The sequence below is a fragment of the Lujinxingia sediminis genome, from assembly GCF_004005565.1.
In the GTDB taxonomy this organism is placed as follows: Bacteria; Myxococcota_A; Bradymonadia; order Bradymonadales; family Bradymonadaceae; genus Lujinxingia; species Lujinxingia sediminis.
Genome location: NZ_SADD01000007.1, coordinates 191,385 through 216,090 on the forward strand (window position 1 = coordinate 191,385; position 24,706 = coordinate 216,090).

Consider the following 24,706-nt stretch of genomic DNA (forward strand, 5'->3'; position numbering starts at 1 on the left):
TATGGTGGAGACCTTTGAGATCCTCGAAAAACTGGGCGAAGGCGGTATGGGGGAAGTCTTTCGGGCCCGCAACCGCGCCACCGGTGTCGAGGTCGCGATCAAGGTGCTGCGCGCAAACTTCGCCACCGAGACGCGCTACCGTGAGAGCTTCAACCGGGAGGTGCGCGCGATCGCCACGCTCAACCACCCGGCGATTGTCAAAGTCCTCGATTACGGCACGACCACCGAAGACTGCAAAGCGGCGCTGCCAGACGCCCCGCCCGGCTCACTGTGGCTGGCCATGGAGCTGGCTCACGGCGCGCTGGAAGACGCCCCTCTGCCGCCGGACTGGACGAGCCTGCGCCGCCTGCTCCTGGAGGTGCTCGACGCGCTGGCCCACTCCCACGCCCGGGGCATCATTCACCGCGACCTGAAACCGGCCAATGTGCTCTGGACGCCCGATGAGGCCGGCCACGCCCGCTGGATGCTCTCCGACTACGGCATTGCGCACATTCAGGATCCCTCGTTTTCCAGCCAGACCTCCGACATTCACTCGCGGGCCGCCGGCACCCCGACGTTTATGGCCCCGGAGCAGCTTCACGGCCACTGGCGCGACTACGGTCCCTGGACCGATCTTTATGCGCTGGGATGCATGAGCTACCTGCTCAGCAGCGGCCGGGCGCCTTTTGAGGGCGATTCCCTGATGGCCATTGCGATGCAGCACCTCACCGCCGAGGTGCCGCCGCTGCAAGCTCGCATCGCTCTTCCCGATGGTTTTGAGAACTGGGTCAGACGTCTGCTCTCCCGCGATATCTCCCGGCGCTACCGCCGCGCGGCCGACGCCGCCCGCGGGCTGCTTTTGCTCGGCGAGCCCGAGCCCACATCCGATGCACCGGCGACCGAGACGATGGTGGAGGCGTCCACCCTTTCCCACGCGCCCACCCTGGCCTTCTACCGCGACTCCGAGACACTCGACGCCGTCGAGCTCCCCGCGCTTGCCATCAAGACCGCCCTGCTCGATACCCATCAGCTCGAAGCGATGGCGCACCACGACCGCGTTGAAACCAGCCCGAAGCCGGCCCCCAGCGGCCCGCAACGCCCGGTGCGCATCGCCCGCAGCGTCGCCCCGCCGCCGGACTGGCGCGCCCCGGAACTTCCCCAGCTCAGCGAGCTCACCCTGGGCCTGGGCAAGGGCCTCTTCGGCATCCGCGACGCCCGCTTTATCGGTCGCCAGGAGGAACGCGACCTGCTCTGGCACCAACTTCGTCGGGTGCACAGTGAGAGCAAAACCCGGGTGGTCCTGCTGCGCGGCGACGCCGGCATGGGCAAAACACGCCAGATGCACTGGCTGGCCACCCGCGCCGAAGAGCTCGGTGTGGCCACTGCGCTGCGCGCCACCCACAGCCCGATCATGGGTCCACATGACGGCCTGCCCCGCGCCCTGCAGACCTTCTTCGGGGCCACCGGGCTCTCTGGCGAGAAGACCGCGCGGCGGCTCGACCACGCCCTGCAAACTCACTGGGAGCTCGCGCCAGCGCCTCACCTCTGCCAGGGCCTGGCCAGCTGGATTGCCCCCGACGCCGAGAGGCCCCCCTCGCTGACCTCCCCGCTGGAGCGCTACGCCCTGCTCGAAGAGGTCGTTCACCTCATCGGCGCGGAGCGCCCGATCATCCTCGGTCTTGATGATGTGCAATGGGGCCAGGAGGCCCTGGGCTTTGCGCTGCACGCGCTCAACACCCGCGACGAGAAGAACCTCCCCCTGCTCATCATCGCTACGGTGCGCCCCGAGGGCCTTGATGAGCGCCTGGCCGAGCGCCAGCTCCTCGATCTTCTCATCGCCCACGAGCACTGTGAGACCCTCGATTTGCAAGCGCTGGACGCTTCCCACCAGCGCCAACTGGTGCGCGATCTTCTGGGCCTGGAAGACACACTCGTTCGCCAGATCTGTGGTCGTACCGCCGGCAACCCCCTCTTCGCGGTGCAGCTCATTGAGGATTGGGTGCACACCGGCGCGCTGCAATCCTCGCCCTACGGCTATGTGCTGCGCCAGGGAGCGCCTTTTGACGACACTCTACATGCGCTTTTAACCCGACGCATCGACGCGCTGATTGAGAGCCGCCCCGATCCGCAGGCGGCACGCTGGGCACTGGAGGTCGCCGCGGCGCTGGGCATCGACATCGACCAGCAAGAGTGGCAGCTCATGTGCGATGACCTCGATATTCCTCCCGATCCGGGGCTTCTCGACGAGCTTTTAGTTCGCGCGATGGCCGGGCTGCGACCGCGGGGATGGCATTTTCGCCTGCCCCTTTACCGTGATGTCATCGAGAGCATCAGCGCCACAACGCCGCGCTGGCGTCGTATTCACCACTGCGCAGCCTCCGTGCTTACCGGCGTCTCCCATGGCTCAACCTCGCTTGCGGAGCGCCGCGCCCGCCATCTCCTGGCGGCCGAGGCCTTTGAGGAAGCCCTCCCGCTTTTGTGGCAGGCCAACCAGCATCATATCCTGCGCAGCGCCTATCTGCCCTCCCTGGCGATCCTGGAGCGCATCGACCGCTGCCACGACGCGCTGCGACTCGAAGCCAACCATCCCGAGCGCGCCCACGCCTGGATCGCACGCGCCGAGGCCGAGCGCTATATGGGAGCCTTTCGCTCCGCGCGCGACCTACTGGACCGAGCCCTCGCGTTGGGCGAATCCCTGCCTGCGGCCTACCGCGCCGACGCCCACCGCGTGCTGGCCAATATCGAGAACTTCTCCAACCAGCCCGACCTGGCGCTGACCCACTACCGTCGCGCACTCGACCTCTTTCACCGGGTTAACGATGATCGCGGCACCGCGCGCTGCCTCCACGGCCTGGGCTGGATTCTGGCCGGCCTGGGAGATATCTCTGCAGCCCGTCAGGCCTTTGTCGACGGCCATCACATCGCCGAGCGCTCCGGTGAGCTTCTGGAAGCGGCCTGGTGTACGCACGGCATCGCCGAGACGCATATCCGCACCTGGGACGCCAGGGGCCTGCCCTTCGCGCAGCGCGCCCATAAGCTCTTTGAAGCCGCCGGAAGCCGCAGCGGCCTGGCGCTGAGTCTGCGCACCCTGGGCGACTTCGCCCGCTACCACGGCGATCTGAGCCAGGCCCGCCAGCATTACCGCCAGGCCCGTCACCTGGCCCACTCCATCGGCCACGTGCTCGCCAGCCTGACCGATTCCCTCCTGGGATTTTGCGACCTGGAGGAAGGCAACTACGCCGAGGCCGAGCGCCGCTTTGCCGCCTTTGAGACCTCCCCGCAGAACCTGATGTTTCCGCTCTACCGCCCCATCGGCGCCATTGGCAGCCTGGTGGTCGCCGCCCGCCACGATGACCTCTGCGGCGTCGACACCCACCTCAACGCGCTCCAGACGACCCTGGACGCACGCACCCCGATGGCCCGCGACTTCTCCGTCTTCCTGGAGCAGGCCGCCGAGCTCCTGCTCAGCCGCCAGCGCGTGGAGCGCGCCGCACACGCCCTGGAGCTCTCCGCACTCTGCGTGGAACGCGTCGCCCCGGCGCGCGCCGAGGCGCTGCGCGCGCGCCGAAGCGAGCTCCTCGACTCAGCCCCCGCAGGGTAGCGCCACAAGGCCCAGCACCTCCTCCCCATCCTCAAGCTCTACGACGCGGCTTCCCTTGGCCGAGCGGCCCATCAGCGAAAACTCCGCCGCCGGCAAACGCCACACCCGACCGCTGCTCAAGATCAGCCCCAGATCTTCGCCCGGGTTGCACGCCACCACACCCACCACCCGATCCCCCGGGTTCAAGCGCAGCACCTGCATCCCCGCCCCGCCACGCCCCTGGGTGCGAAACTCCCCGAACTCCACACGCTTGCCCAGCCCCTCGGCGGTGACCACCGCCAGCTGCCGCACCCGCGTGCCCTCAAACGCGCTGATGACGGCGTCGTCCTCACCGCCCAACTTCATCAGGTTAACCCCCACGGCCTTTCGCCCCATCGAGCGCAGCTCGGAAGCCTCAAAATGAATGCCCTGCCCCTGAGCCGACGCACAAAAGATCGTCGCCCCTCTTCCGACCGCCATCACCGCCACAGCCTCATCCCCCTCATTGAGCAAAAACGCCTCACGCCCCGAGCGGTCCAGGCCCTCGCCCTTATCAAACTCCCCCCCATCACTGGCCTTGCCCTTACCCTGAGTCGTCACATGCACCACGCGCCCGGTCGCAATCTGGCGCCGCGGCACCAGAAAACGCGCCTGTTCCTCCCCCGATAACCTCAACACATCGCGAATCGTGCGCCCCTCCCCCCGGCGGTCCCACAGCGGAACCATCCGCGGGTCCACCCCGTAAAACCTCCCCTCATTGCTGAAGATATAGAGCGCATCGCCCTCCCCCACCCACGTCACATCCACCACCTCACCAATGCCCTCCGGGCTCTCGATGTACTCCGGCCCCTCCCCCACCTCCAGATCCGGCCCGTGCATCGCGTAGAGCATCCCCTGGCTCGTCTCCACATAAAGCGGATGCTCAAACGCCTCTCCCACCACCCGCTCCACCTGCGTGGGCTCGCTCTTTGCCCCGCGCCTTTTGCCCCCCACGGCCTCCACAAGCGCCGCCCAGAGCGCTCCCTCCACCTCCCCGAACACCTCCTGCGCCTGAGCCCTCACCTCCGCGGGCATCCCACGCTCTTCGTCCGCCGCTGCCTCTTTCGCGGCCTCCACCAACGCTTTGACCACCGCCTCTTTTTCAACCATCACAACCTCCCATTCAGACGTCACATGTTCACCCGCGACCCCATCCCTCGTAGGGCCGCCGCACGCGCAGCCTACTCGCGATTGCCCGAGGCTTCCAGACGGCACTCCCCCAACACGCAACCACCTTCCCCCGCACACCAAACTATCCGAGCGCAGCCAGGGCGACGTCCAGCAAGGAGGAAGCTGTAGCTTTAGCTACCGCGACGACGCAGCCAACTTCCCCGCACACCAAACAATCCGAGCGCAGCCAGGGCGACGCCCAGCAAGGAGCAAGGAGGAGCGTGTAGCAGCGCTACCGCGACGACGCAGCGACACCGCTGGCGTCGTCCTGGGGCGCTCGGCACCCGAGCGCATCCAGGGCGACGCCTGACAAGGAGCAAGGAGGAGCGTGTAGCAGCGCTACCGCGACGACGCAGCCAACTTCCCCGCACAATAAAAGCCCCGAGCGCAGCCAGGGCGACGCCCAGCAAGGAGCCAGGAGGAGCGTGTAGCAGCGCTACCGCGACGACGCAGCGACACCGCTGGCGTCGTCCTGGGGCGCTCGGCACCCGAGCGCAGCCAGGGCGACGCCTGACAAGGAGATAGGGATGAAGCTGTAGCAGCGCTACCGCGAATCCCTATCGACGCCGTCAGCGTCGTCCTGGCTGCGCTCGGCACCTTGACAGTTTTGGAGAGGAGCCCGTAACGTCCCCAACTTGAATCGCAGCGGGTCACTCTAGCGTGGCCTCTCTGACAGGGCGAATCCGCCCCGCACGAATGGAGCACAGGCACATGTCTGACGACACCAAAAGCAAAGATAAAAAGCCCAAAACATCCGACGACATGATGTCCGGAATCGGTGGCATCTTTGATGTCCCCGGTGGCACCAAGAAAAAGAAGAAAAAGAAAAAAGCTGCCGACACCTCGCCCTCTCCCGCCGCCGATGCTATCGGCGCGGCGATCGAGGAGGAGCTTGCCGCCGCCTCTCAAGGCGCGGAAGTCGACGACGACGATGACGTCGTGAGCGCTGCCGATGAGAGCAGCGAGGTCGAGGCCGCCGATGAGAGCAGCGAGTTTGAGAGCGCTGCCGATGAAAGCAGCGAAGTCGAAGTGGCTCCGGCGCCCAAAAAGGCGAAGAAGAAGGCCGAACCCAAAGCAGCCGAGCCCAAAAAGACGAAAAAGAAAGCCGCTCCCGCCGGCATCGAGGGCGTTTTCACCCCCTCGAAGTCCGACGATGACGACGACATCGACCTCTCCTCGACCTACCTCGATGATGACGACCTGGGCGACATTCCCGCGCCCAAAAACCCCATGACCAAAGTGCTCGTGGGTGTGGTCCTCGTGCTGGTGGTCGGCATGCTGGCGATGCTGCATCACTTCACCGGCTTTGGCGACGACTTCATGCTGCTGCTTCAGGGCAACTACCAGGAAGAGATGCTTCGTCGCGCCCAGCAAGCCGAAGAGGAGCACCTGGCCGCCCAGCTCGCCGCAATGCCTCGCTATGGCAACCTGACCATCACCGGCAACCCGGTGGGCGCCACCATCAAGCTCAACGGCCAGATCCAGTACGGACAGGTCGGCGGCGAAGACGGCCCCTGGCGTGCGCTGGAGCTGGGTCCGAGCACCGCCATCCAGAACCTCTCGGTGCGCGACACCCACCATATTGAAGTGACCGCCCCCGGCCACCAGCCCGCCACCATCACCCTGACCGAGGGCATGTGGCAGGACGGCGGCAACGGCGACTACCGCTTCAACTACAACGCCAACCTGGTGCCCATCGACGCCAAATACGGCCAGGAGTTCGCCCAGCGTATGGAGTCGGACCTGGACAACGACTTCTACGGCGAAGCCACCATCAACACCATCCCCTCCGGCGCGCAGATCCTGCTCAACAACACCATCGCCCTCAACAAAGATGGCGAAGAGCTGCGCACCCCGGTGACCTTTGGCACCTACTACGTCAAAGATGAGGAGAGCGGTGAGCTCAAAGAGATGCAGCTGCGCGTGGACACCCCGCCCGACCGCGGCGACCGCCTGGAGCTGGCCTTCCCGGACAACGACGAGCTGCCGAACTTCCTGACCTCGATCAACCGCCGCACCTGGGAGTGCAACTGGAAGGATGAAGCCGAGACTCGCCGTCTCCCCGACGACGCCAGCATCCAGCTGCAATGCGACTACACCTGGAAGCTCGAAAAAGACTTCAACGCCATCAACCGCTACATCGCCGATCGCGAAGCGGAGTTCCAGCGCATCCAGGCGCAGCAGGAAGAGGCGTTGAAGAAGGCCCAGGAGGCCGCCGCCGAAGCCGCCGGTCAGCAGGGCTAAGCCAGATATCATGCCACGACACGAACGTTGTACCCGGCTGGTGCGCATCGCGCATCCAGCCGGGCGTCGCCCTGTTTACGCCCGCTGCGATGGCGAGCACTTCGTCACCCTCGCCGGAGATGTCGCCGAGCTGCATCAGGCCATCCTGGAGGGCCGTCCCCTCTCGGAAGACGGCGCGCGCATCCGCAAAGATCGCGCCCAGCTGCTCGCCCCGGCCTGCCCCACCAAGGTGGTCTGCGTCGGGCTGAACTACCGGGCCCACGCCGAGGAGATGGGCAAAGCCATCCCTCAAGAACCCCTGATCTTTCTCAAGCCCTCCACCGCCGTCATCGGCCCCGATGAAGCCATTGAGCTCCCGGCTGCCTCCGAGGAGGTCCATCACGAGGGCGAGCTCGCGATGATCGTCGGCGAGCGCCTCAAAGGGGTGAGCGCCGAGGATGCGATGCGGGGGATCTTTGGGTTTACGTGCGCCACCGACGTGACCGCGCGCGACATCCAGCGCCGCGAGTCGCGCTACACCCGCGCCAAGGGATTTGACACCTTCGCCCCCCTGGGCCCGGCCGTCGCGCTCACCGCCGACTTTATCCCGGCCGAGCACACCCTGACCTGCCGCGTCGATGGCGAGGTGCGCCAGCAGACGCGTCTCAACGACTTTATCTTCGGGCTTCCCGAGGTCGTCGCCTTCATCTCCAGCGTGATGACGCTCCTGCCCGGCGACGTCATCCTCACCGGCACACCCGCCGGCGTCGGGCCCATCACCGAGGGCCAGAGCGTGGAGGTGACCATCGACGGCATCGGCACCCTTCATAACCCGGTACGCCGCGCCCCATAGCCCCACCGGGTAACCCGCTGCGCCGCGCTCTCGGCCGGGGCCTCTCCCCCCCGATCCACACGCCTCGACACACCCTGCCGGGATAGACGCCCCTGCCCCCCTGTGTTACCTTCCCGCGACGCTTGAGCGCGCTGCCCCCGGCGAGCCTCAACTCGCCATCCCGGGGCTTCCGGCGTGCTCCTCTGACGATCGCTGACCGCGCGCTCCTCGTCGCCTCGCCACACCCTGGCGAGCACCTCTTCGAGCGCCCTTGTTGGTTGTGACCCACCGACCCAGGCTAGACGTACCATGGCCCAAGATAACCAGACCCCTCAAGACGCCGCCCCCCAGGGCTCCGACTACAACGCCGAATCCATCCAGGTCCTCGAAGGACTGGAGGCGGTGCGCAAGCGCCCCGGCATGTACATCGGAGACACCGACGACGGCTCCGGCCTCCACCACATGGTCTACGAGGCCGTCGATAACTCCATCGACGAGGCCCTGGCCGGCTACTGCGATCAGGTCACCATCACCATCCACACCGACGAGTCCCTCTCCGTCGAAGATAACGGCCGCGGCATCCCGGTCGATATGCACAAAAAGCAGGGCCGCTCCGCTGCCGAAGTTATCATGACCGTGCTCCACGCCGGCGGGAAGTTCGACCAGAACTCCTACAAAGTCTCCGGCGGCCTCCACGGCGTCGGCGTCTCGGTGGTGAACGCCCTCTCCACATGGCTCACCCTGGAGATCCGCCGCAACGGAGAGATCTGGACCCAGACCTACGACCGCGGCGTCCCCCGCGAGCCCCTGCGCGCCATCGGAAAGGCCAAGACCACCGGCACCAAGATCACCTTCTTGCCCGACCCGGAGATCTTCCAGATCACCCGCTTCTCCTTCGACGTGCTCTCCCAGCGCCTGCGTGAGCTCTCCTACCTCAACAGCGGCGTGCGCATCGTGATCGTCGATGAGCGCGACAACAAACGCCACGACTTCAACTACGAAGGCGGGCTTAACTCCTTTGTTGCCGACCTCAACAAAAACAAAGCCCCCCTGCACGACGAGCCCATCTACATCACCAAAGAGCTCCCCGAGCAGGGCATCACCGTAGAAGTCTCCATGCAGTGGAACGACTCCTACAACGAAAACATCTTCTGCTACACCAACACCATCCGTAACCGCGACGGCGGCAGCCACCTCTCGGGCTTCCGCGGCGCGCTTACCCGCACGGTGAACCTCTACGGCGTCTCCAACGGCATGCTCAAAGAGTCCATCACCGGCGACGACATCCGCGAGGGCATCGCCGCGGTGCTCTCGGTGAAGATGCCCGACCCCAAATTCTCCAGCCAGACCAAAGACAAGCTCGTCTCCAACGAGATTAAGGGCGCGGTCGAGTCGGTGGTCAACGAACGCCTGTCGATCTTCCTCGAAGAGAACCCCTCGGTGGCCAAGGCCATCATCGAGAAAGCCATCGCCGCCTCACGCGCCCGCGAGGCCGCCCGTAAGGCCCGCGAGATCTCCCGCAAGAGCGCCCTCCAGATCTCCGCCCTCCCCGGCAAACTCGCAGACTGCCAGTCGCGTAAGCCCGAGGAAAGCGAGCTCTACATCGTCGAGGGTGATTCCGCCGGTGGCTCCGCCAAGCAGGGCCGAAACCGTAAGTTCCAGGCCATCCTCCCCCTGCGCGGTAAGATCCTCAACGTCGAGAAAGCACGCTTTGATCGCATGCTCTCCAACAATGAGATCTCCACGATCATCAGCGCCCTGGGCACCGGCATCGGCCAGGAGTATTTCGACATCGAGAAGCTGCGCTACCACAACATCGTCATCATGACGGACGCCGACGTCGACGGTAGCCACATCCGCACCCTGCTTTTGACCTTCTTCTACCGGCAGATGCCCGAGATCATCGCCCGGGGCTACCTCTACATCGCCCAGCCGCCGCTCTTCTCCATCAAGCGCGGCCGCACCATGGAGTACCTCAAGGACGAGCGTGAGCTCAACGATCGCCTCATCGAGAACGCCAAGAGTGCCCTGACCCTGCGCGGCGAAAACGGCAAAGAGCTCGCCGGCGACGAGCTGGCCACCTTCATCGACGACCTGCTCAAGTACCGCAGCGTGCTTGAGCGCGTCGCCCGCAACCACGATGACCGCATCGTCGAAGAAGCCGTCAAAGCCGACTTCACCCTTGACGACCTTCAGGATCGGGAGCGCCTCACCACCCGCAGCCAGGAGCTTCTGGAGCGTCTGCGCCAGAGCTACTCGACGGTGCCCTGGCGCACCCCCGAGATCCTCGACGATGCCGAGCTCGATGACCTCTTCGTCGCGCAGTGGCGGAGCCGCGTCTCCGGCACCTCGATCACCTCGCGACTGGACCGCGCCTTCCTCTCCGGCGTCGACTACAAAGAGCTTCTGCGCATCCGCCGCGCCTTCGAGTCCCTCGGAGAGCACGTGGTCGTCGACGACGGCAAAGAAACCGAGCCGCTCACCTCGATCGCCCAGGTGCTCAACCGGGTGCTCGCCGCCGGTCGTAAGGGTCAGTCCATCCAGCGCTACAAGGGGCTGGGTGAGATGAACCCCGACCAGCTCTGGGACACCACCATGGACCCGGAGGCCCGCACCATGCTTCAGGTCCGCATCGAAGATGCGGTCGAGGCCGACGCCCTCTTCACCGTCTTGATGGGCGACCAGGTCGAGCCGCGCCGTGAGTTCATTGAAACCCACGCTCTCGACGTGCGTAACCTCGATATTTAACTCGACTTCGGGCGCCTGCGGGGCGGCCTGGCAGCTCTCTCCTCCTCGCCAGCGCCGCCCCCTTACATGCAGGTTGCCTGTGTCCCGCATCCGACTCTTAAGCGGCCCGGCCGTCCAGCAGACCCTCAACGACGAGCCCGGCGCAAAACTCTTCCGCTACCAGCTCAATATCCCCGTCATGGGGCTGGCCCTGGGCCTGGGGCTTTTAAGCCTTCTGGCCGCGGTGATCCTCTATTTTGTCGCCAGCCTGGGGGGCTTCTACACCGCGGCGTTCATCGTGCTCATCACGCTGGGCCTCGCTCTGTGCAGCGTGGTCTCGTACGGCTCCAACTACGCGCGTAAGCATTTTGTGGCCACCTCCGAGCGCTGCCTGCTCGTCGGCACTAACACCAACGCCTGGCGCGTCGAATGGCCGCTGATCACCCGCCAGACCCTGGACTTTGAGGGCATGACCCTCTCCCCGACCAGCGCGCGCCTCGATCTGCGCACCGCCGGCCAGCATATCCAGATTCCCATCTTCACCCCCTTTGCGTTTCTCATCGATCTCGAAGATTTGATGGCGGAGCTCCTCCAGCATCTCGACGCCGAGGTGGAGGACACCGACGACGAAGACGCCGCCGACGAGGACACGCCGCAAGGGATCGATGCGCCGGGTATGGAAGCGACCGACGACGCGCACCCCGACGCCGAGACCAACACCTCCGAGACCAGCACCTCCGAGGCCAGCACCGAAGCCGGGGACGACGCCGACGCTACATCCAAAAAAACCTGAGCGCTTCGTCCGGCCTTTTCGCCACCGTGTTCATCCTCCTTCTCCTGACCAGCCGAGGCTCCCATGGCCAGCCCCCGGGTGATTCGACCCAACGCGCGCCCCTTTCTACTCCGCCCCACCCTCTGGGCTGCGGCTTTTAGCTCCGGCGCCGCCCTGGTGGCCATGGTCGCCCACGCCGCCATGTTTGAAGCCTCCGCGCTGCTGCTGGGCTGGGCGCTGCTCTTTCCGATCATCACGATCCTCGTCTACGTCGAGCGCCAGGCCGCGCTTAAGAAGACCTACGCGGAGATCTTTGACGACCGCATCATCTGTCACTACGGCTCGCTCTTAAGCGAGAACGCCCTCGATCTCCCCTTTCGAAACGTCACCCAGATCGAGTTGACGCTGCCCTGGCTGGAGCACCGCATCTACCAGACCGGCCACCTCAAGGTGCATGCCGCAGGCTCCGCCACAGGCGCTCCGCTGATCTCGGTCGACGCCCCCGAGGCCCTCTACCAGCTGCTCGAAGAGCGCCTGCGTCACAACGGTTTTGTCATCACCCGCCAGAACCTCGTCCAGCGCGAAGAGCCCCACTTTCTGGGCACGCTTATGGACGCCGGCTCCAGCAATAACCCCGTGATCGGCATCCCCCTTTTGCTGCTCATCGCCCTCGGCCCGCAGCTTCTGGATAACCCCTCGCTGCTCGAATCCGCCCTGGTCATGGGGGCGGGCGTCGCGCTCCTGCTCACCTTCGTCGCCGGCGCGCTGGCCTTTCAGATCATCCGAATCATCGATCTCAACCAGCGCGTCTATTCGCTCTACGACGACGTCGTCGACTACGAGGACGGCTTTCTCACCCGCAGCCGCCGCATCATCCCCATCGAGAACCTGGCCGACACCAGCATTCACCAGCCCTTTTTGAAAAACCTCCTGGGCATGGCCGACGTCATCATCAGCTGTCAGGGAAGCAGCGCCGACATCCACTTCCCCTCGATGCCCAACGCGAAGACCTTTCGCGAAAACCTCGGCCACCTGATCAAAACCACCGACGGGCCGGCCTCTCACCACGGTGAGGAGCGCGACGCCGCCGGGTTCGCACAGGCCAATGGCGACAGTCAGGTATCGCCCTTCGCCCCCTCACCGGCCCGGAGCGATGTCGATGTTGCGACCGCCTCGCCAGCCATGGCGGCCTCCGCGCCACCCACGGCCGCCCCGCCTGCCTCCTGGATTCCCGCGGGCCTCCCGGCGATGAGCCTCAAGCCGGGCATCGTCTCGGTCTTTCTCTCCAACCTGATCGTGGCCCCCTTTGTGGTTGTGGGCGCAGGCGCGCTCTTCCTCGTCTCCATCGCCGGCGAAAGCGAGCTCCCCGCGCTCGGCGGCCTGGTCGCTGTGATCGCGCTGGTGGGGATCGTCTTCGGCTCGCTCGGAAAAGCGATCCAGGAGTATCTGCTCGTCGACGCTCAGATCACCGACCAGAAGGTCGCCCTGACCCGCGGCATTTTTAATAAAGAGACCACCGAGTTCACGCTCGAAAAAATCACGCGCCTCTCCATCTCGCAGTCGCCCATCGACCGCTGGCTTAACACGGCCACCTTCCGCTTCAGCTCCATCGGCGCGTCCAGCGCGCTCAAGCTCTCGCATATCCCCGACGCCGACCGCGTCATCCCCCGCATCGAAAAGGGCCTGGGATTTGGCGGCACCTCCCCGCACCAGACCCTGAGCGCCGAGCCCACCACGACCACCCTGCTCTACAGCCAGCTCTCCCTGCTGGTGATCTGCGCCATCGCCCTCATCGCCACGATGGTCGCTGTGATCTTCTTTAAGCCTGCGCTGCTGATCGGCGCGGCGCTTCTGCTTCTGGCCTTCGGCTTCTTTGCCCACGAGGCCCTCTACGCGCCGACCCGCCGGCTGGAGATCTTCGACCACCACCTGGCCACCCGCGGGGGCGTGCTGATTCACACCCGCGAGCTGATGGCGCTGCACCACGCCAAAGACCTGCGCACCACCCGCTACCCCGACCTCGACACCGGCACGCTGACCATCTCCGGGGGCGGTGCCTCCAGCTCGCTGAGCATCGGGCACCTTCCCGGGCTCAGCGCTCTGCACGAGCACCTCGACGACCTGCTCTTTACCCACCCGCCACGCCAGACCCGCCAGGCCCCCCGACGTCGCGCCGAGATCACCCACGAGTTCACGCCGGTGATCCGCGCAGCGGCCATTCAGGCCAGCGCGGCCACGGCCGCCGCCGTGGTCACCATCCCCCTTCTGCCCCTTTTCTTTGCCTACTTCCGGCTGAGCGCCGCGCATACCACCTACACCCTTGAGCTCGACCGGGTGCGCGTCGACCAGGGCATCTGGTTTAAAACCCGCGCCACCGTGCTGCTCAACCGCATCGACCAGGTGCAGACCTCCCGCGGCCCCCTCGACACCGCCCTCCAGGTCGGCCACGTGCAGATCTCCACCGTCGGCAGCGCCTCCCCCGAGATCTCCATGGGGCCGGTCACCGACCCGCGCACCATCTACGAAGCCATCGATACAAAGAGCGGCTACGCCCCCAGCCAGCCCAGCGCGTAGGCCATCCCCACCCCCAGATAATTGCCCAGGGCAAAGCCCAACAACCCCATGGCAACTCCGGGCAAAATCAGCGCGCGCCGCCCCAGCCGCTCGGCGATCAGCGGCACAAAGGGCGGCCCGTAAATCGCGGCGGTCGAGGTGATCAGAAAGGTGTCGGCATCCACCCGCATCACCTTCGCCAGCAGCGCATGCAGGGCCACCGAGCCCACCATCACAACGCCCATCGCCACACTCACCTCCGCCCCCACCCCCATCAACGCCGAGGGCCTCGTCAACGCCCCGATCCCCACGCAGAACACAAGAATCAGATACTCGCCGGCCTCATACGTCCCCCTCAAGGCTCGCACCCTCGGCCACAACGACCCGGCGATGCCCCCGGTGGTGATCCCCAGCATCACCAGCGCCACCGAGATTCCCCCCGTCAGCCCCCACGAGAGCCCCGCACTCAAGAGCACCACGCCCACCGACACCCCCAGCCCCAGCGCAACCTCCCGCCAGACCCGGCGCACCTTCACCGGCGCCTCCCCCTCATCGCCCCTCGCCAGCCCCACCCCCTTTGCAACCCCCAGCCACCTCCGAAACACCACCTGCCCCACGCTCAGCAGAAACACGAGGTACACCCCGCCCACCACCACGTCGGCGGCGTTCATCGCCACAAACACCTCCTGGCTCACCTCCAACGCCCTCCCCACGCTCAGCATATTGGGCGTTCCCCCGGTGTAGACCCCCACCATCATCCCGGCGACTTTTGCCGACTCCTCCGACCACCTCGCCATCCACCCGCTGGCCAGCGCCACCACCACCAGCACCGAGACCACCGCGCACCCAAACGACACCAGCACCGCGCGTCCCTGCTTCAGCCACGCCCGCACATCGCTCGAAAACAAAAGCAGCGGAATCGCCAGCGGAATCGCCGCCTCGCTGATCGTCCGCGCCACCGCCTCTTCCACATCCACCCCCGGCGTATTCGCCAGGATGATGCCGGCCGCATAGCAGAGCAGCACGGGATGAAAGACCTCGAACGCCCGATGCCTGCCCTCCAGATAACGCGCCAGAGCGGGCATTCCCAACGCCACCACCACCAACACCGCCGTCCACAGCATCCTCACCACCTTGTTCGATCACCTTTGATTCGCAGTCCCCGCCATCATCCCCCGCCGGGGGGGCCAGGGGCAAATGGGGGCCAGGGGCACATGGGGGCCGGGGCTCGACCTCGGGCTCGGGCTCGGGCTCGGGCTCGGGCTCGGGCTCGGGCTCGGGCTCGACCGCGAACTCGCGAACCCCAACCGACCATTACGAATCGACCCACATCGCGAACCACCGGCGCCCCAAAACCACCCAACCACCCAACCACCCAACCACAACCCGCGCCCCCCCCCAACGTCCACACGAATCGACCCACATCGCGAACCACCGGCGCCCCAACCCGAGTGATCAAATGCCCTCCCGCGCTTCATCGATGAACGCATTAAGGGTTCGCGAGCCCTCCTCCGCCTCATCGATGAACGATTTAAGGGTTCGCGAGCCCTCCCCCGCCTCATCGATGAACGATTTAAGGGTTCGCGAGCCCTCCCCCGCTTCATCGATGAACGATTTGAGGGTTCGCGAACCCTCCCCCGCTTCATCAATGAACGATTTAAGGGTTTGCGAACCCTCCCCCGCTTCATCGATGAACGATTTGAGGGTTCGCGAACCCTCCCCCGCTTCATCGATGAACGATTTAAGGGTTTGCGAACCCTTTTTTTATCAACAATCTTGAATGGACGTTCAGTATCAGGCCGGCTGCCGCACCTCGCCGCCGAGAGCCGGAGCGTCCGCGTTGGCCTGGTCGTCGACGACGGACGCCTGGCACCCGATCACGGATGAACGGACGCCTGGCACCCGATCACAGATGAACGGATGCCTGGCACCCGATCACGGATGAACGGACCCCTGGCACCCGATCACGGATGAACGGACGCCTGGCACCCGATCACGAATGAACGGACGCCTGGCACCCGATCACGGATGAACGGACCCCTGGCACCCGATCACAGATGAACGGACGCCTGGCACCCGATCACGGATGAACGGACGCCTGGCACCCGATCACGAATGAACGGACGCCTGGCACCCGATCGTCGGTCAAGCTCGAGCCCGTGATCGCGATCGAGATCGAGCCCCTGGCGTCGTCCCGGGGCGCTCAGCACAAAAAAATGAAAAACCTCTGTCACACACACCCGACCCTCCCGACACTTATCTACGTTCCACCGGCGCTACGGGCTGGCTCTCGGACTCATACTCAAACCGCGAACCACCGACCGCCCACACGAATCGACCCACATCGCGAACCACCGGCGCTCCTCAACAACCCAACCACCCAACCACCCAACCCCAACGAAAACCACCGACCGCCCACACGAATCGACCCACATCGCGAACCACCGGCGCACCTCAACAACCCAACCACCCAACCACCCAACCACAACGAAAACCACCGACCGCTCACACGAATCGACCCACATCGCGAACCACCGGCGCTCCTGATGAATGAACTCCGCCACCATATCAAGGCCCTGCACGCCGACGCCTTCCGCTGGGCTATGCACCAGGCTGGCGATCGCCAGCTGGCCGAAGACGCGCTCCAGGCGGCCTACGAGGCGCTTCTCGACGGCTCGGCCGCCTGCCGCGACCCGGAGGCCTTTAAGAGCTTTCTCTTCGGGCTGGTGCGCAACAAGGTGCGCGCGCTGCGCCGACGCCAGACCTTTAGTCGCTTTGCCGCCCTCGACTTTAAGGCGCTGCAAAAGACACCGACCTCGTCGCTCGAAACAGACCACGCCGACCCGCGCGTCGCTGCCCTTCGACAGGCCCTGCTCACCCTCTCGCCACGCCAGCGCGATCTCATGGAACTGGTCTTCTACCACGAGCTCACCCTGGACGAGGCCGCCCGCACCCTGGGCATCAACCCGGGCACCGCCCGCACGCACTACGACCGCGCCAAACGCGCCCTTCGCACCCACCTCAACGCCCTGGAGGACGCATGTCTCACCAACCCGACCCGCTAAAAGAGCTCTACCACCAGGCCACCGACGACGCGCTCGCGGTGGACCCTCCAGACTTCGAGACCACCTGGGCCGCCGCATCCTCTTCCCCCTCAAGCCCGGGGGCCGTGACCTTCAAGGGCCTGCACACCGCCGGTGGCGGCCCCCCCGTCCTGGCCGCGCTGCTTCTTATCCTCATCGTCGCCGCGGCCCTCCTTCGCCCGACCGCCGAGGCCCCTCGCGTTGAGGAGCCCGGCACCAAACCCGCTGCGGCCCTCGCCATCGCCCCGACCACCATCGCCCCGAACACCACCGAGCCTACCGCCACCGAAGAAGACTGGGACGAGCTCGCAAGGCTCGCCGACGATATCTGGAGCTGGCAGGCCCCCACCGATGACTTCTTGCTCGACGAGACCCTCGACGCATCCTCTGGAAACCCCGGCTGACCCCCTGAATCCTCGCCACACATAACGCCCATCTCACGCCACACCCCACATAAGGAGTCACCATGAAACGCCTCATCATCACCCTCTCGACGCTCATCGCCCTGGCACTCGTGCTCCCCGCTACCGCCTCCGCTCAACAAGGTCCGCAGCGCCATCAGGACACCGTAGAACGCCTCCTCCCCAACCCTCGCCACCTCATCGCCCTGCGCGATGAACTCGGCCTGAGTGAGGCGCAGAAGACCCGAATCCGCACCCTCCTCGAAGGCAAACGCGACGCCCATCAGGCCCGCCGCCAGGGGCTGCGCGAAGCCCACCAGGCCATGCGCGAGCTCATCGCCTCCAACGGCTCCGACGACGCGATTCGGGCGAAGCTCAACGAAGTCCTGGAACTCGAAAACCGGCTCAAGCGCGAGCGCCTGGATCTGGCCCTTGAGCTTCGCGCCGTCCTCACCCCGGAGCAGCGCACGCAGTTCCAGGAGCTCTCCGCCCAACGCCGGGAGCAACGCCGAGAGCAACGCGGCCCTCGTGGCAAACGCCGCCAGGGGCCGGGCCAGCCCGCCACAACCTTCTAACCCTCTCTTAAAAACACAGACGCGGGGCGCTCGGTGGAGCGCCCCGCTTCTCTTGATGCAAACGCGTTCGTCCTGCCTGGCCCGACTCAGGGGGACCAGGGATCGCTCAAATCCTCACCCTCGCTCAGATGCGGATTGAGCATGTTGGCCAGGCGCAGCTGATCGCGACAGAGCAGCTCATTCGTCTCCTGCACCTTGCACACCCGCACATGGGTGGAGCGCGCCGTCACCGTGCTGATGATGCCCGTCGACTGCTGGCGTTCATAGACCAGGATCAACGTCTCGTCGTCATGCCAGTGGGTAAACGTCGCGTCGCGAAGCGTCGTCTTCCCGGCACAGCCCACCGCCGAGGCCATCACAAGGCCCGCCAGACAAGCCTTCATCCACGTCATCATCTTCATTGGTACTCCTCGGTCCTCAGCAGCACCGTCTCCCGGCACTCCGTCTCCTCTCCGGGGTTCTGCGCATCCACCGAACACACCTCCAACACCAGCGCGGAGTCGCTTATCGCGCCTCCGGCCATCGAGGGGTAAAGCGGGTTGTAGATGTATTTCACGCTGCGATCGCTCACGACCTGATAGTCGGTCACGTACACATACTCGGGCATCGCACAGCCGACGCCGGCCGCCAGCACCACCGCGCTCAAAAGCGCGCCTCGCATCCATCGTGTCATCACTGCACCTCCCCGGGCTCCGAAGCCTCATCCACCGGAGCCTCCTCCGGACTACCACCCTCAGCCGGTTCCGCCTCGGGCTCAACCTCGTCCTGACCTTCACCCTGATCGTTAACCGATGACCGGACCGACGTCGCAATAGCCGGCGGAAGATTAACCCGACCAAAATGACCGGCCAGATAGGGCGCACAAACACGAGAGCCCATATCTTCACAGACCTTGGTGCAGCTCATCTGCCCTTCGACCCGGCCGCAGCGCCAGTAGTTGATGCCCTCGGGCTCCACACTCTCGTAGAAAGGCCCCAGACGCGTCACCCGCTCAGCGGAGGTCTGCATCGTAAAAAAGCCGCCCTCCCGATGGGAGTCGGCCTGCCGAATCGTGTAGCGCACCTCGGTGCACCCCATCCCGAGCACCAGGAGCACGCCCAGCGCCACGCTTTGCGTCCACCTCATCATTTGTACTCCACGTCAAGAATCTGGCACTCCGAGAGACGATCGCCCTCAATCTCACACGAGATCACGCCCCGCTTACTCTCCTCACCGGTGTTCTGACTGAAGAGAAACGTGACCGAATCTGCCGACGAATCGACCGCCTCCACTTCCCGCATCCCCGGGGTCACACACCCCACCAGGCTTAGCGAAACCACCGTCAGCCCTAACGCCCGTCGAAGCGCGCTGCGGCTCCATCCTTTTTCTGTCATGTACTCCTCTCCACACATCACGTTATCGGCAACATCGAACCCATGACCACGTCCTGTCGGTCCATTATCTCGTCCCCGCAACAAGCCCGCTTCTACGCCGTGGTGCCCCCTGAGCCTAGCGCACGATCGCCATTTGGAACAGGGATCTCCCCCCCGAGAAGGCTCCTCTCCCTCGAAGACCGGGCGGCCGTGAAGCTCCCGCTCAGACGGCACAAAGCCGTCCCCAAACGTGGGTCGGCAGAGCGCGGCGAATGATGCCTTGAACAGCCGCACCGCCCGCTCCTCAGCACCATCCCCCCCGTGCGACTCTACGTGTGTGTCATACTCCCCCCTGGCCCCCGACAACCGGGAGACCACCAACGAACCTGCCATGTCCCCGCAGGCCACACGCCTTTTTGCGACGTCCCTCGCCACGCAGGCCCTGCCCCCCTCCCCCGGACAGGGGAGCCCCCCCCCGGAGCCTCGTGCCCTGACGAGGCGCATGGTTACTGGGCTGCAGGCTGCTCCACCTGCAACCAGCCGCGACCGCCCTCTTCGACGATCTCAGCAAGATCACGACGCATCACCGTGACCTCCTCACCGCGGTACGTCTCCACCGAGACCACTTCCCAGCCCAGGCGTTCGTAGAGCGGTGCCTGATCCGGGGTGTAGAGGTAGAGCTCTTCGACCCCCTGACTGGCAGCCACCTCTTCCACGCGCTGCACCAGCCGACTGCCAATGCCCTGCCCGCGCTGAGATGCATCCACATAGACCGTGGAGAGCCAGGGTGAAAACTCCGGATGCGTGGACAGATCCTCTTCGGCCAGGCTGATCGTACCCACGATCGCCTCGTCCTCGACGGCAACCAGCGTCAGCGGAAGCCCCTCCTTGACCGCACTCTCGCGCAACTCTTCCACGCGCGTGCCCACCGTTTTATCGGGACTCAAATGCGCCCACTCGTCCTGATGCCAGCGCGCAACCTTCTTCATCTCCGCGAGCTCCTGGCTGCTGAGCTCCTCGGCGGCGGGCTCTTCCACCCCGAGGTGGTCCGAAAGGTACGTAATTTTCACCATCTGCGTGTCTCCTTGCTTAAGATTCACTGAACACATGACACTGTGTAGGGCATCAACCTACCCATTTCAACCCCATCCCCCCGATATCCCGGACATGCCCCCGTCTGTGATCCGGGCATCAGCGGTCGTTCTCCCCCCTTGTATGGGTCGCTGCCCCCGGTGTGTGCGCCCGAGCGTTGTCTGGGGGCACACTCCCTTCCCGGCGACCAGGGCCGCAGCGGGGGCGGAGCTTTGGGGGGCAAGCTGATCACCCCTCACGCGGTGTCCACCCTCGACGCTTTACCCTTCACATCGCCCTCTGCTCAGCCCTCAACGCTTCCGGCGCTTGCGTTATCGTAGCGTGAGCTGGCGTTGATGCCGTGTCTGCGGCATGGAGAGCACCTTTTGCTGCGTTGCAATGCCTCGACGATGGAAGCATCGTCTTACGTTTTGCGCTTTGCCCCGGGCACGCTCAAGCTCGCCTCCATCCGCATCTACATCTGCTCACGGTCTGGTACCGGTTGATGACTTCCAGCACGATGCCTTATGAACGGAAGGTCCTTCCCCTCCCGAGGCCCCCCCTCACGCTGCTCCGGAGACTCCATGCACGCCCCTTCCCCCGACCTCCTCGCACGTCTCACCGACACCCTTCGCGACAACACCGATCGCCTCATCGAGCTGCGCCGCTATCTCCACACCCATCCCGAGCTCAGCCAGCATGAGTTTGAAACGACCGCGCACATGGTCGCACGCGTCGAAGAGCTGGGCTTTGAAACCTTCGTGCGCCCGGAGGGCACCGGCTTCTATGCAGATCTCACGCCGGCGAACTTTGACCCGACCCTTCACCCCACCGTCGCCATCCGCTCGGACATCGACGCGCTCCCCATCGAGGAGCTCAACGACATCCCCTACACGTCGCAAAACCCCGGGGTGATGCACGCCTGCGGCCATGACGTGCATATGGCCACCGTCTTCGGCAGCGGGCTCAGCCTCCGAGAACTCAAAGACCAGCTGCCGGGCCGCCTGCGCCTGATCTTCCAGCACGCCGAAGAGACCGTGCCCGGCGGTGCCACCGAAATGGTGGATTTCGGGGCCATCGACCACGTCGACGCCATCCTCGGCCTGCATTGCGACCCGGAGCGCCCCATCGGTGAGATCGGCGTACGCCCGGGCCCCTTCACCGCATCCTTCGATCTCTTTGAAATTCACATCGAAGGCAAAGGCGGACACGGCGCTCGCCCCCACCAGTGCACCGACCCGATCTTCGTCGCCACCCAGGTTGCCAACGCCCTCTACCAGCTTCCGGCCCATAACTTCGATGCCCGCATCCCGGCGGTGATCACGCTGGGGACCTTCCAGGCCGGCATCGCCGCCAACGTCATCCCCGAGACCGCGTCGCTCTCCGGCTCCATCCGCACCATCTCCCCGGAGCATCGCGACCAGCTCGACGATCTGCTGCGACGCACCATCGGCGGCATCTGCCTGGCCCATGGAGCCTCCTACGAGCTCAAGCTGATTCGCGGCGCCCCGGCCATTCATAACGACGCCTACATCACCTCGGTGATCGCCGACGTCGCCACCGACATCCTCGGTGACAATGGGGCCCAGCACATCCCCCTCCCTTCGATGGGCGGCGAAGATTTCTCGGTGTACTGCGAACGCATCCCCGGCGCGATGTTCCGCCTGGGCACCGGGGCTCAGGCTCCCCGAAACTTCTTACATTCCCCCCACTTCAATATCGACGAGCGCGCCATCAACGTCGGCGCCTCCATCCTGGCCCGCGCTGCCCTGCGCCTTCTCCATGAGAAAGCCATCGAGAAGAAGACCGACCGCATGGTCCAGCCCCTCTGAGCGAGCTACGAGGGCTCCAGACCTCAGCGTCGCAGCCCTCCCCGCTCCCCGCCATCATCGGCCTCCTCACCGCCCCCGGAAACCTCGTCCACAACCTGACGCAACCCATTTAAATCAAAGGGCTTTTGCACAAGACGCAACCCGGCATCTTTCACGAGCTCCCCGGCCCGATCACGCTGGCTGATTCCACTCATGATCACCATCCGCTCAGCCTGCTCCGGCCAGCGTCGACGGATCTCCTGGTAGACCTCCATCCCCGTACGTTCGGGCATCATCATATCGCATAAAAACACCGCGTAGCGCTCCCCCTCCTCCAACGCCGCCAGTGCCTCGGAGGGACGCTCAAAGATATGCACCTCCCACTGCCGCTTGAGCGCCCGCGAGACGATGTCCCCGATCAGCGGCTCGTCATCGAGCACCGCCACCTTCTTTGATGTGATCATCGCCTCTCCCTTTGGGGGCCCACGCCTCGAGCCCGCTCTTCTCAACTTAAGCAACTTTACGCCCCCCGCTACCACTTAGAAAGAGCCGCACCCAGGTATCCTGCGCCCCCACACCCAGCGCTCCTACCCGCACCCCCTCCAGAGCCCGAGGATTCACCGCGATCCCTCGCCCGATATCCCAGCGCACCACCCCGGCCGGCACCAGGACCTCATCCATCAACGCCCACACCGCATGCTGAACCGCTCGCCAGCATACCCTGTCGACCAACACCTGCAATTGACCTGCGTCCTCGTCATCATCCTCATAGGCGACCACCCGAGAAAAGCGCATCGCCTCCTCCACCAGCCTCACCAACGCACCCACCTCATACATCCGCCCGCTACTGAGCCGACGCAGCACACCGACGACCACCGCCATACTCACAAACACATGCCGGCGGACCCCCTCCAGGCGCCGAGCCCCCATGATCCCGTCATCGCGAGACTCCCGGCCAGGATCAAACCCCATCAACGCCCCCTCCCGATGAACCTGTCTGGCGAGCTTGAGCCCCCAGAGCGGATGAACCCCCAGGGCCACAAACCAGCCCGCCGCGGTCGCCGGCGGTACCAGAGATCGCGTAAACCCCTCGACCAGGCGCTGCTCCAGCTCGCGCTCCGACCACGCGCTGACCTGCCCCAGCGCAGGCCCCGCCTCAAACCCTCCCCCCCGGGCCACCAGCACCCCCACACCGGCACAGAGCCCCACCAATCGCGCCCAGCCCCCCTCCGGCACCACTCCGCTTCGCTGCGCCAGCCGCACCGCCTCCCCTTCATCGAGTTCCCAGGCCCCCCGGGTGCGCAACCTCCCCTCGGTGCCCACAAATGCTGCCAGCGCCTCCACCGCCTCCACCACCGGCGCGCCCATCGCCGCGCATTCGCCGCGCCCTCCGCTGCTCAACAACGCCTCAAACCTGCCCATCCCGTCCATCATCACCCCTCCTCATTTTGAGCTGAGTTTAACTGCCGCTTATGCCGAACGCCCTTTACACCCCGGGGCGCTCTGCTCTACCTGAGCCCGGCGGTGGATTATCCTCGCCAGGACGCTAGTTTTACTCCTCGACGCAAGCTGCTTCTTTTGTGTGCACCTCCTTTTGTCTCCCTGTCCCAGGCCTTCAACGATGCGTATCCGTCAACCTTCGGGCCCCCGCTGGAAACTCGCGACCTTCGCCGGCCACACCATCTTCATCGAGGTCTGGTTTCTGGCTCTGGTCGCCTTCTTCGTCTTCTCCGGGCTTCAATCCGCTCAGCAGCTGCCCTACCAGCTGATGTGGGCCCCGATCCTCTTCTTCGGGGTGCTTCTCCACGAACTGGGCCACGCCGCCGCCTTCAAAAAAAGCGGCTTTGGCAACTCCACCATCGTGCTGCAAGGCATGGGAGGGGTCGCCATCAACCACCGCGCCAACCCCAACCCCAACCAGGGCATCTTCATCGCCCTGGCCGGCCCGGCGGCCACCCTGCTCATCGCGCTGACCTCCTTTGCAGGCCTGATGGCCCTCAACGCCCTGACTCCCGCCGACTCCTGGCCCCTCTTGCGACACCTCTTGCGCCTCTCAGCCATCGTCAACACCTTCTGGCTCGTCTTTAACCTCCTGCCCATCTTCCCGATGGACGGCGGCCAGGCCCTCTTCCACTTCCTGCGCCGCTCCAAAACCCAACGTCAGGCTCTGGCCACCACCGCAAAGGTCGCCATCGGCGCGCTGATCATCACCGGCGCCATCGCGCTCTACGCGCTTCAAGGGGGCATCCTGATCTTCTTGATCCTCGGCTACTTCGCCTACACCAACTGGCAGCTCCTCGAACAAACCCGCAGCGCGTAGCTCCGCGCTCTCCCCGGCCGCGCTCCACCCCAGCGCGGCGACCACCTCCACACGCACCGGCTCACTGAGCGGCTCGGGAAGCGCCCGAACCTCCTGCCAGAAAGCGCTCACATCGGCCCCCATCGCCAGCATCCCCTCCCAACGCCGCAACACCCCGGGCGGCTGCTCCCCGAGCACCCGCTGGCGAAACACTCCGAGTTCCCGGGGCGTCTTACCCA

General features: G+C 65.3%; 20 protein-coding genes. 11 read left to right on the top strand and 9 right to left on the bottom strand.

Annotated elements, in window-relative coordinates; all coding sequences use genetic code 11:
• Position 1: 1 nt before the first annotated feature.
• Positions 2-3,580, top strand: a complete 3,579-nt coding sequence (locus tag EA187_RS13450; protein ID WP_127780588.1) for a serine/threonine-protein kinase — start codon at positions 2-4, stop codon at positions 3,578-3,580.
• Here the strand turns inward: EA187_RS13450 and EA187_RS13455 are convergent.
• Complete coding sequence (locus EA187_RS13455) at positions 3,563-4,708, bottom strand: DNA gyrase C-terminal beta-propeller domain-containing protein (RefSeq protein WP_115605532.1); 1,146 nt, start codon at positions 4,706-4,708, stop codon at positions 3,563-3,565. The two genes, EA187_RS13450 and EA187_RS13455, sit on opposite strands and share 18 nt — an antisense overlap.
• A gap of 771 nt (positions 4,709-5,479) precedes the next feature.
• Between EA187_RS13455 and EA187_RS13460 the strand changes: the two genes are divergently transcribed.
• From EA187_RS13460 to EA187_RS13480, 5 genes are all read left to right on the top strand, one after another.
• Positions 5,480-7,012, top strand: coding sequence for a hypothetical protein (locus EA187_RS13460; protein WP_127780589.1), 1,533 nt, complete (start codon positions 5,480-5,482; stop codon positions 7,010-7,012).
• Between the two features lie 10 nt (positions 7,013-7,022).
• Positions 7,023-7,844 carry a fumarylacetoacetate hydrolase family protein gene (locus EA187_RS13465; RefSeq protein WP_115605535.1) on the top strand — a complete coding sequence of 274 codons (822 nt, stop codon included), beginning with the start codon at positions 7,023-7,025 and terminating at the stop codon, positions 7,842-7,844.
• 288 nt (positions 7,845-8,132) lie between these two features.
• Positions 8,133-10,571 carry a DNA topoisomerase (ATP-hydrolyzing) subunit B gene (gene gyrB / locus EA187_RS13470; protein WP_127780590.1) on the top strand — a complete coding sequence of 813 codons (2,439 nt, stop codon included), beginning with the start codon at positions 8,133-8,135 and terminating at the stop codon, positions 10,569-10,571.
• Between the two features lie 79 nt (positions 10,572-10,650).
• On the top strand, positions 10,651-11,343 hold the full coding sequence (locus EA187_RS13475; protein ID WP_127780591.1) for a hypothetical protein: 693 nt from the start codon (positions 10,651-10,653) through the stop codon (positions 11,341-11,343).
• A gap of 63 nt (positions 11,344-11,406) precedes the next feature.
• Positions 11,407-13,896, top strand: coding sequence for a PH domain-containing protein (locus EA187_RS13480; protein WP_115605539.1), 2,490 nt, complete (start codon positions 11,407-11,409; stop codon positions 13,894-13,896).
• On the opposite strand, the gene EA187_RS13485 is transcribed toward EA187_RS13480, so the two are convergent.
• Positions 13,869-14,999 carry a DUF819 family protein gene (locus EA187_RS13485; protein ID WP_127780592.1) on the bottom strand — a complete coding sequence of 377 codons (1,131 nt, stop codon included), beginning with the start codon at positions 14,997-14,999 and terminating at the stop codon, positions 13,869-13,871. The two genes, EA187_RS13480 and EA187_RS13485, sit on opposite strands and share 28 nt — an antisense overlap.
• Before the next feature lie 1,422 nt (positions 15,000-16,421).
• On the opposite strand from EA187_RS13485, the gene EA187_RS20435 reads away from it, so the two are divergent.
• The 3 genes from EA187_RS20435 to EA187_RS13505 all read left to right on the top strand — a co-directional run bounded on the left by EA187_RS20435 (position 16,422) and on the right by EA187_RS13505 (position 17,934).
• A complete protein-coding gene (locus tag EA187_RS20435; RefSeq protein WP_164856259.1) occupies positions 16,422-16,940 on the top strand; it encodes an RNA polymerase sigma factor in 519 nt (172 codons plus the stop codon).
• A complete protein-coding gene (locus EA187_RS20985; RefSeq protein ID WP_127780595.1) occupies positions 16,916-17,362 on the top strand; it encodes a hypothetical protein in 447 nt (148 codons plus the stop codon). The genes EA187_RS20435 and EA187_RS20985 overlap by 25 nt, the downstream gene beginning before the upstream one ends.
• A gap of 62 nt (positions 17,363-17,424) precedes the next feature.
• Positions 17,425-17,934 carry a Spy/CpxP family protein refolding chaperone gene (locus EA187_RS13505; RefSeq protein ID WP_127780596.1) on the top strand — a complete coding sequence of 170 codons (510 nt, stop codon included), beginning with the start codon at positions 17,425-17,427 and terminating at the stop codon, positions 17,932-17,934.
• A gap of 86 nt (positions 17,935-18,020) precedes the next feature.
• Here EA187_RS13505 and EA187_RS13510 read toward each other — a convergent pair whose 3' ends face one another.
• The 5 genes from EA187_RS13510 to EA187_RS13530 form a co-directional block, all read right to left on the bottom strand.
• Positions 18,021-18,335 (bottom strand): hypothetical protein, encoded by a 315-nt coding sequence (locus EA187_RS13510; protein WP_127780597.1) that lies wholly within the window; start codon positions 18,333-18,335, stop codon positions 18,021-18,023.
• Complete coding sequence (locus EA187_RS13515) at positions 18,332-18,607, bottom strand: hypothetical protein (RefSeq protein WP_115605550.1); 276 nt, start codon at positions 18,605-18,607, stop codon at positions 18,332-18,334. Before EA187_RS13515 ends, EA187_RS13510 begins: the two co-directional genes overlap by 4 nt.
• Positions 18,607-19,059: a hypothetical protein gene (locus EA187_RS13520; protein WP_127780598.1), complete on the bottom strand. Its 453-nt coding sequence runs from the start codon at positions 19,057-19,059 to the stop codon at positions 18,607-18,609. The genes EA187_RS13515 and EA187_RS13520 overlap by 1 nt, the downstream gene beginning before the upstream one ends.
• Positions 19,059-19,307, bottom strand: coding sequence for a hypothetical protein (locus EA187_RS13525; protein WP_115605552.1), 249 nt, complete (start codon positions 19,305-19,307; stop codon positions 19,059-19,061). The genes EA187_RS13520 and EA187_RS13525 overlap by 1 nt, the downstream gene beginning before the upstream one ends.
• A 485-nt stretch (positions 19,308-19,792) precedes the next feature.
• On the bottom strand, positions 19,793-20,359 hold the full coding sequence (locus tag EA187_RS13530) for a GNAT family N-acetyltransferase (RefSeq protein ID WP_164856260.1): 567 nt from the start codon (positions 20,357-20,359) through the stop codon (positions 19,793-19,795).
• Between the two features lie 582 nt (positions 20,360-20,941).
• Between EA187_RS13530 and EA187_RS13535 the strand changes: the two genes are divergently transcribed.
• Positions 20,942-22,189 carry a M20 metallopeptidase family protein gene (locus EA187_RS13535; RefSeq protein WP_164856261.1) on the top strand — a complete coding sequence of 416 codons (1,248 nt, stop codon included), beginning with the start codon at positions 20,942-20,944 and terminating at the stop codon, positions 22,187-22,189.
• A gap of 23 nt (positions 22,190-22,212) precedes the next feature.
• Here EA187_RS13535 and EA187_RS13540 read toward each other — a convergent pair whose 3' ends face one another.
• Both EA187_RS13540 and EA187_RS13545 read right to left on the bottom strand, forming a co-directional pair.
• On the bottom strand, positions 22,213-22,632 hold the full coding sequence (locus tag EA187_RS13540; protein WP_115605558.1) for a response regulator: 420 nt from the start codon (positions 22,630-22,632) through the stop codon (positions 22,213-22,215).
• Between the two features lie 46 nt (positions 22,633-22,678).
• Positions 22,679-23,602: a hypothetical protein gene (locus EA187_RS13545; RefSeq protein ID WP_127780600.1), complete on the bottom strand. Its 924-nt coding sequence runs from the start codon at positions 23,600-23,602 to the stop codon at positions 22,679-22,681.
• Positions 23,603-23,789: 187 nt separating this feature from the next.
• On the opposite strand from EA187_RS13545, the gene EA187_RS20820 reads away from it, so the two are divergent.
• A complete protein-coding gene (locus EA187_RS20820) occupies positions 23,790-24,488 on the top strand; it encodes a site-2 protease family protein (RefSeq protein ID WP_241250198.1) in 699 nt (232 codons plus the stop codon).
• Positions 24,489-24,706 lie beyond the last annotated feature (218 nt).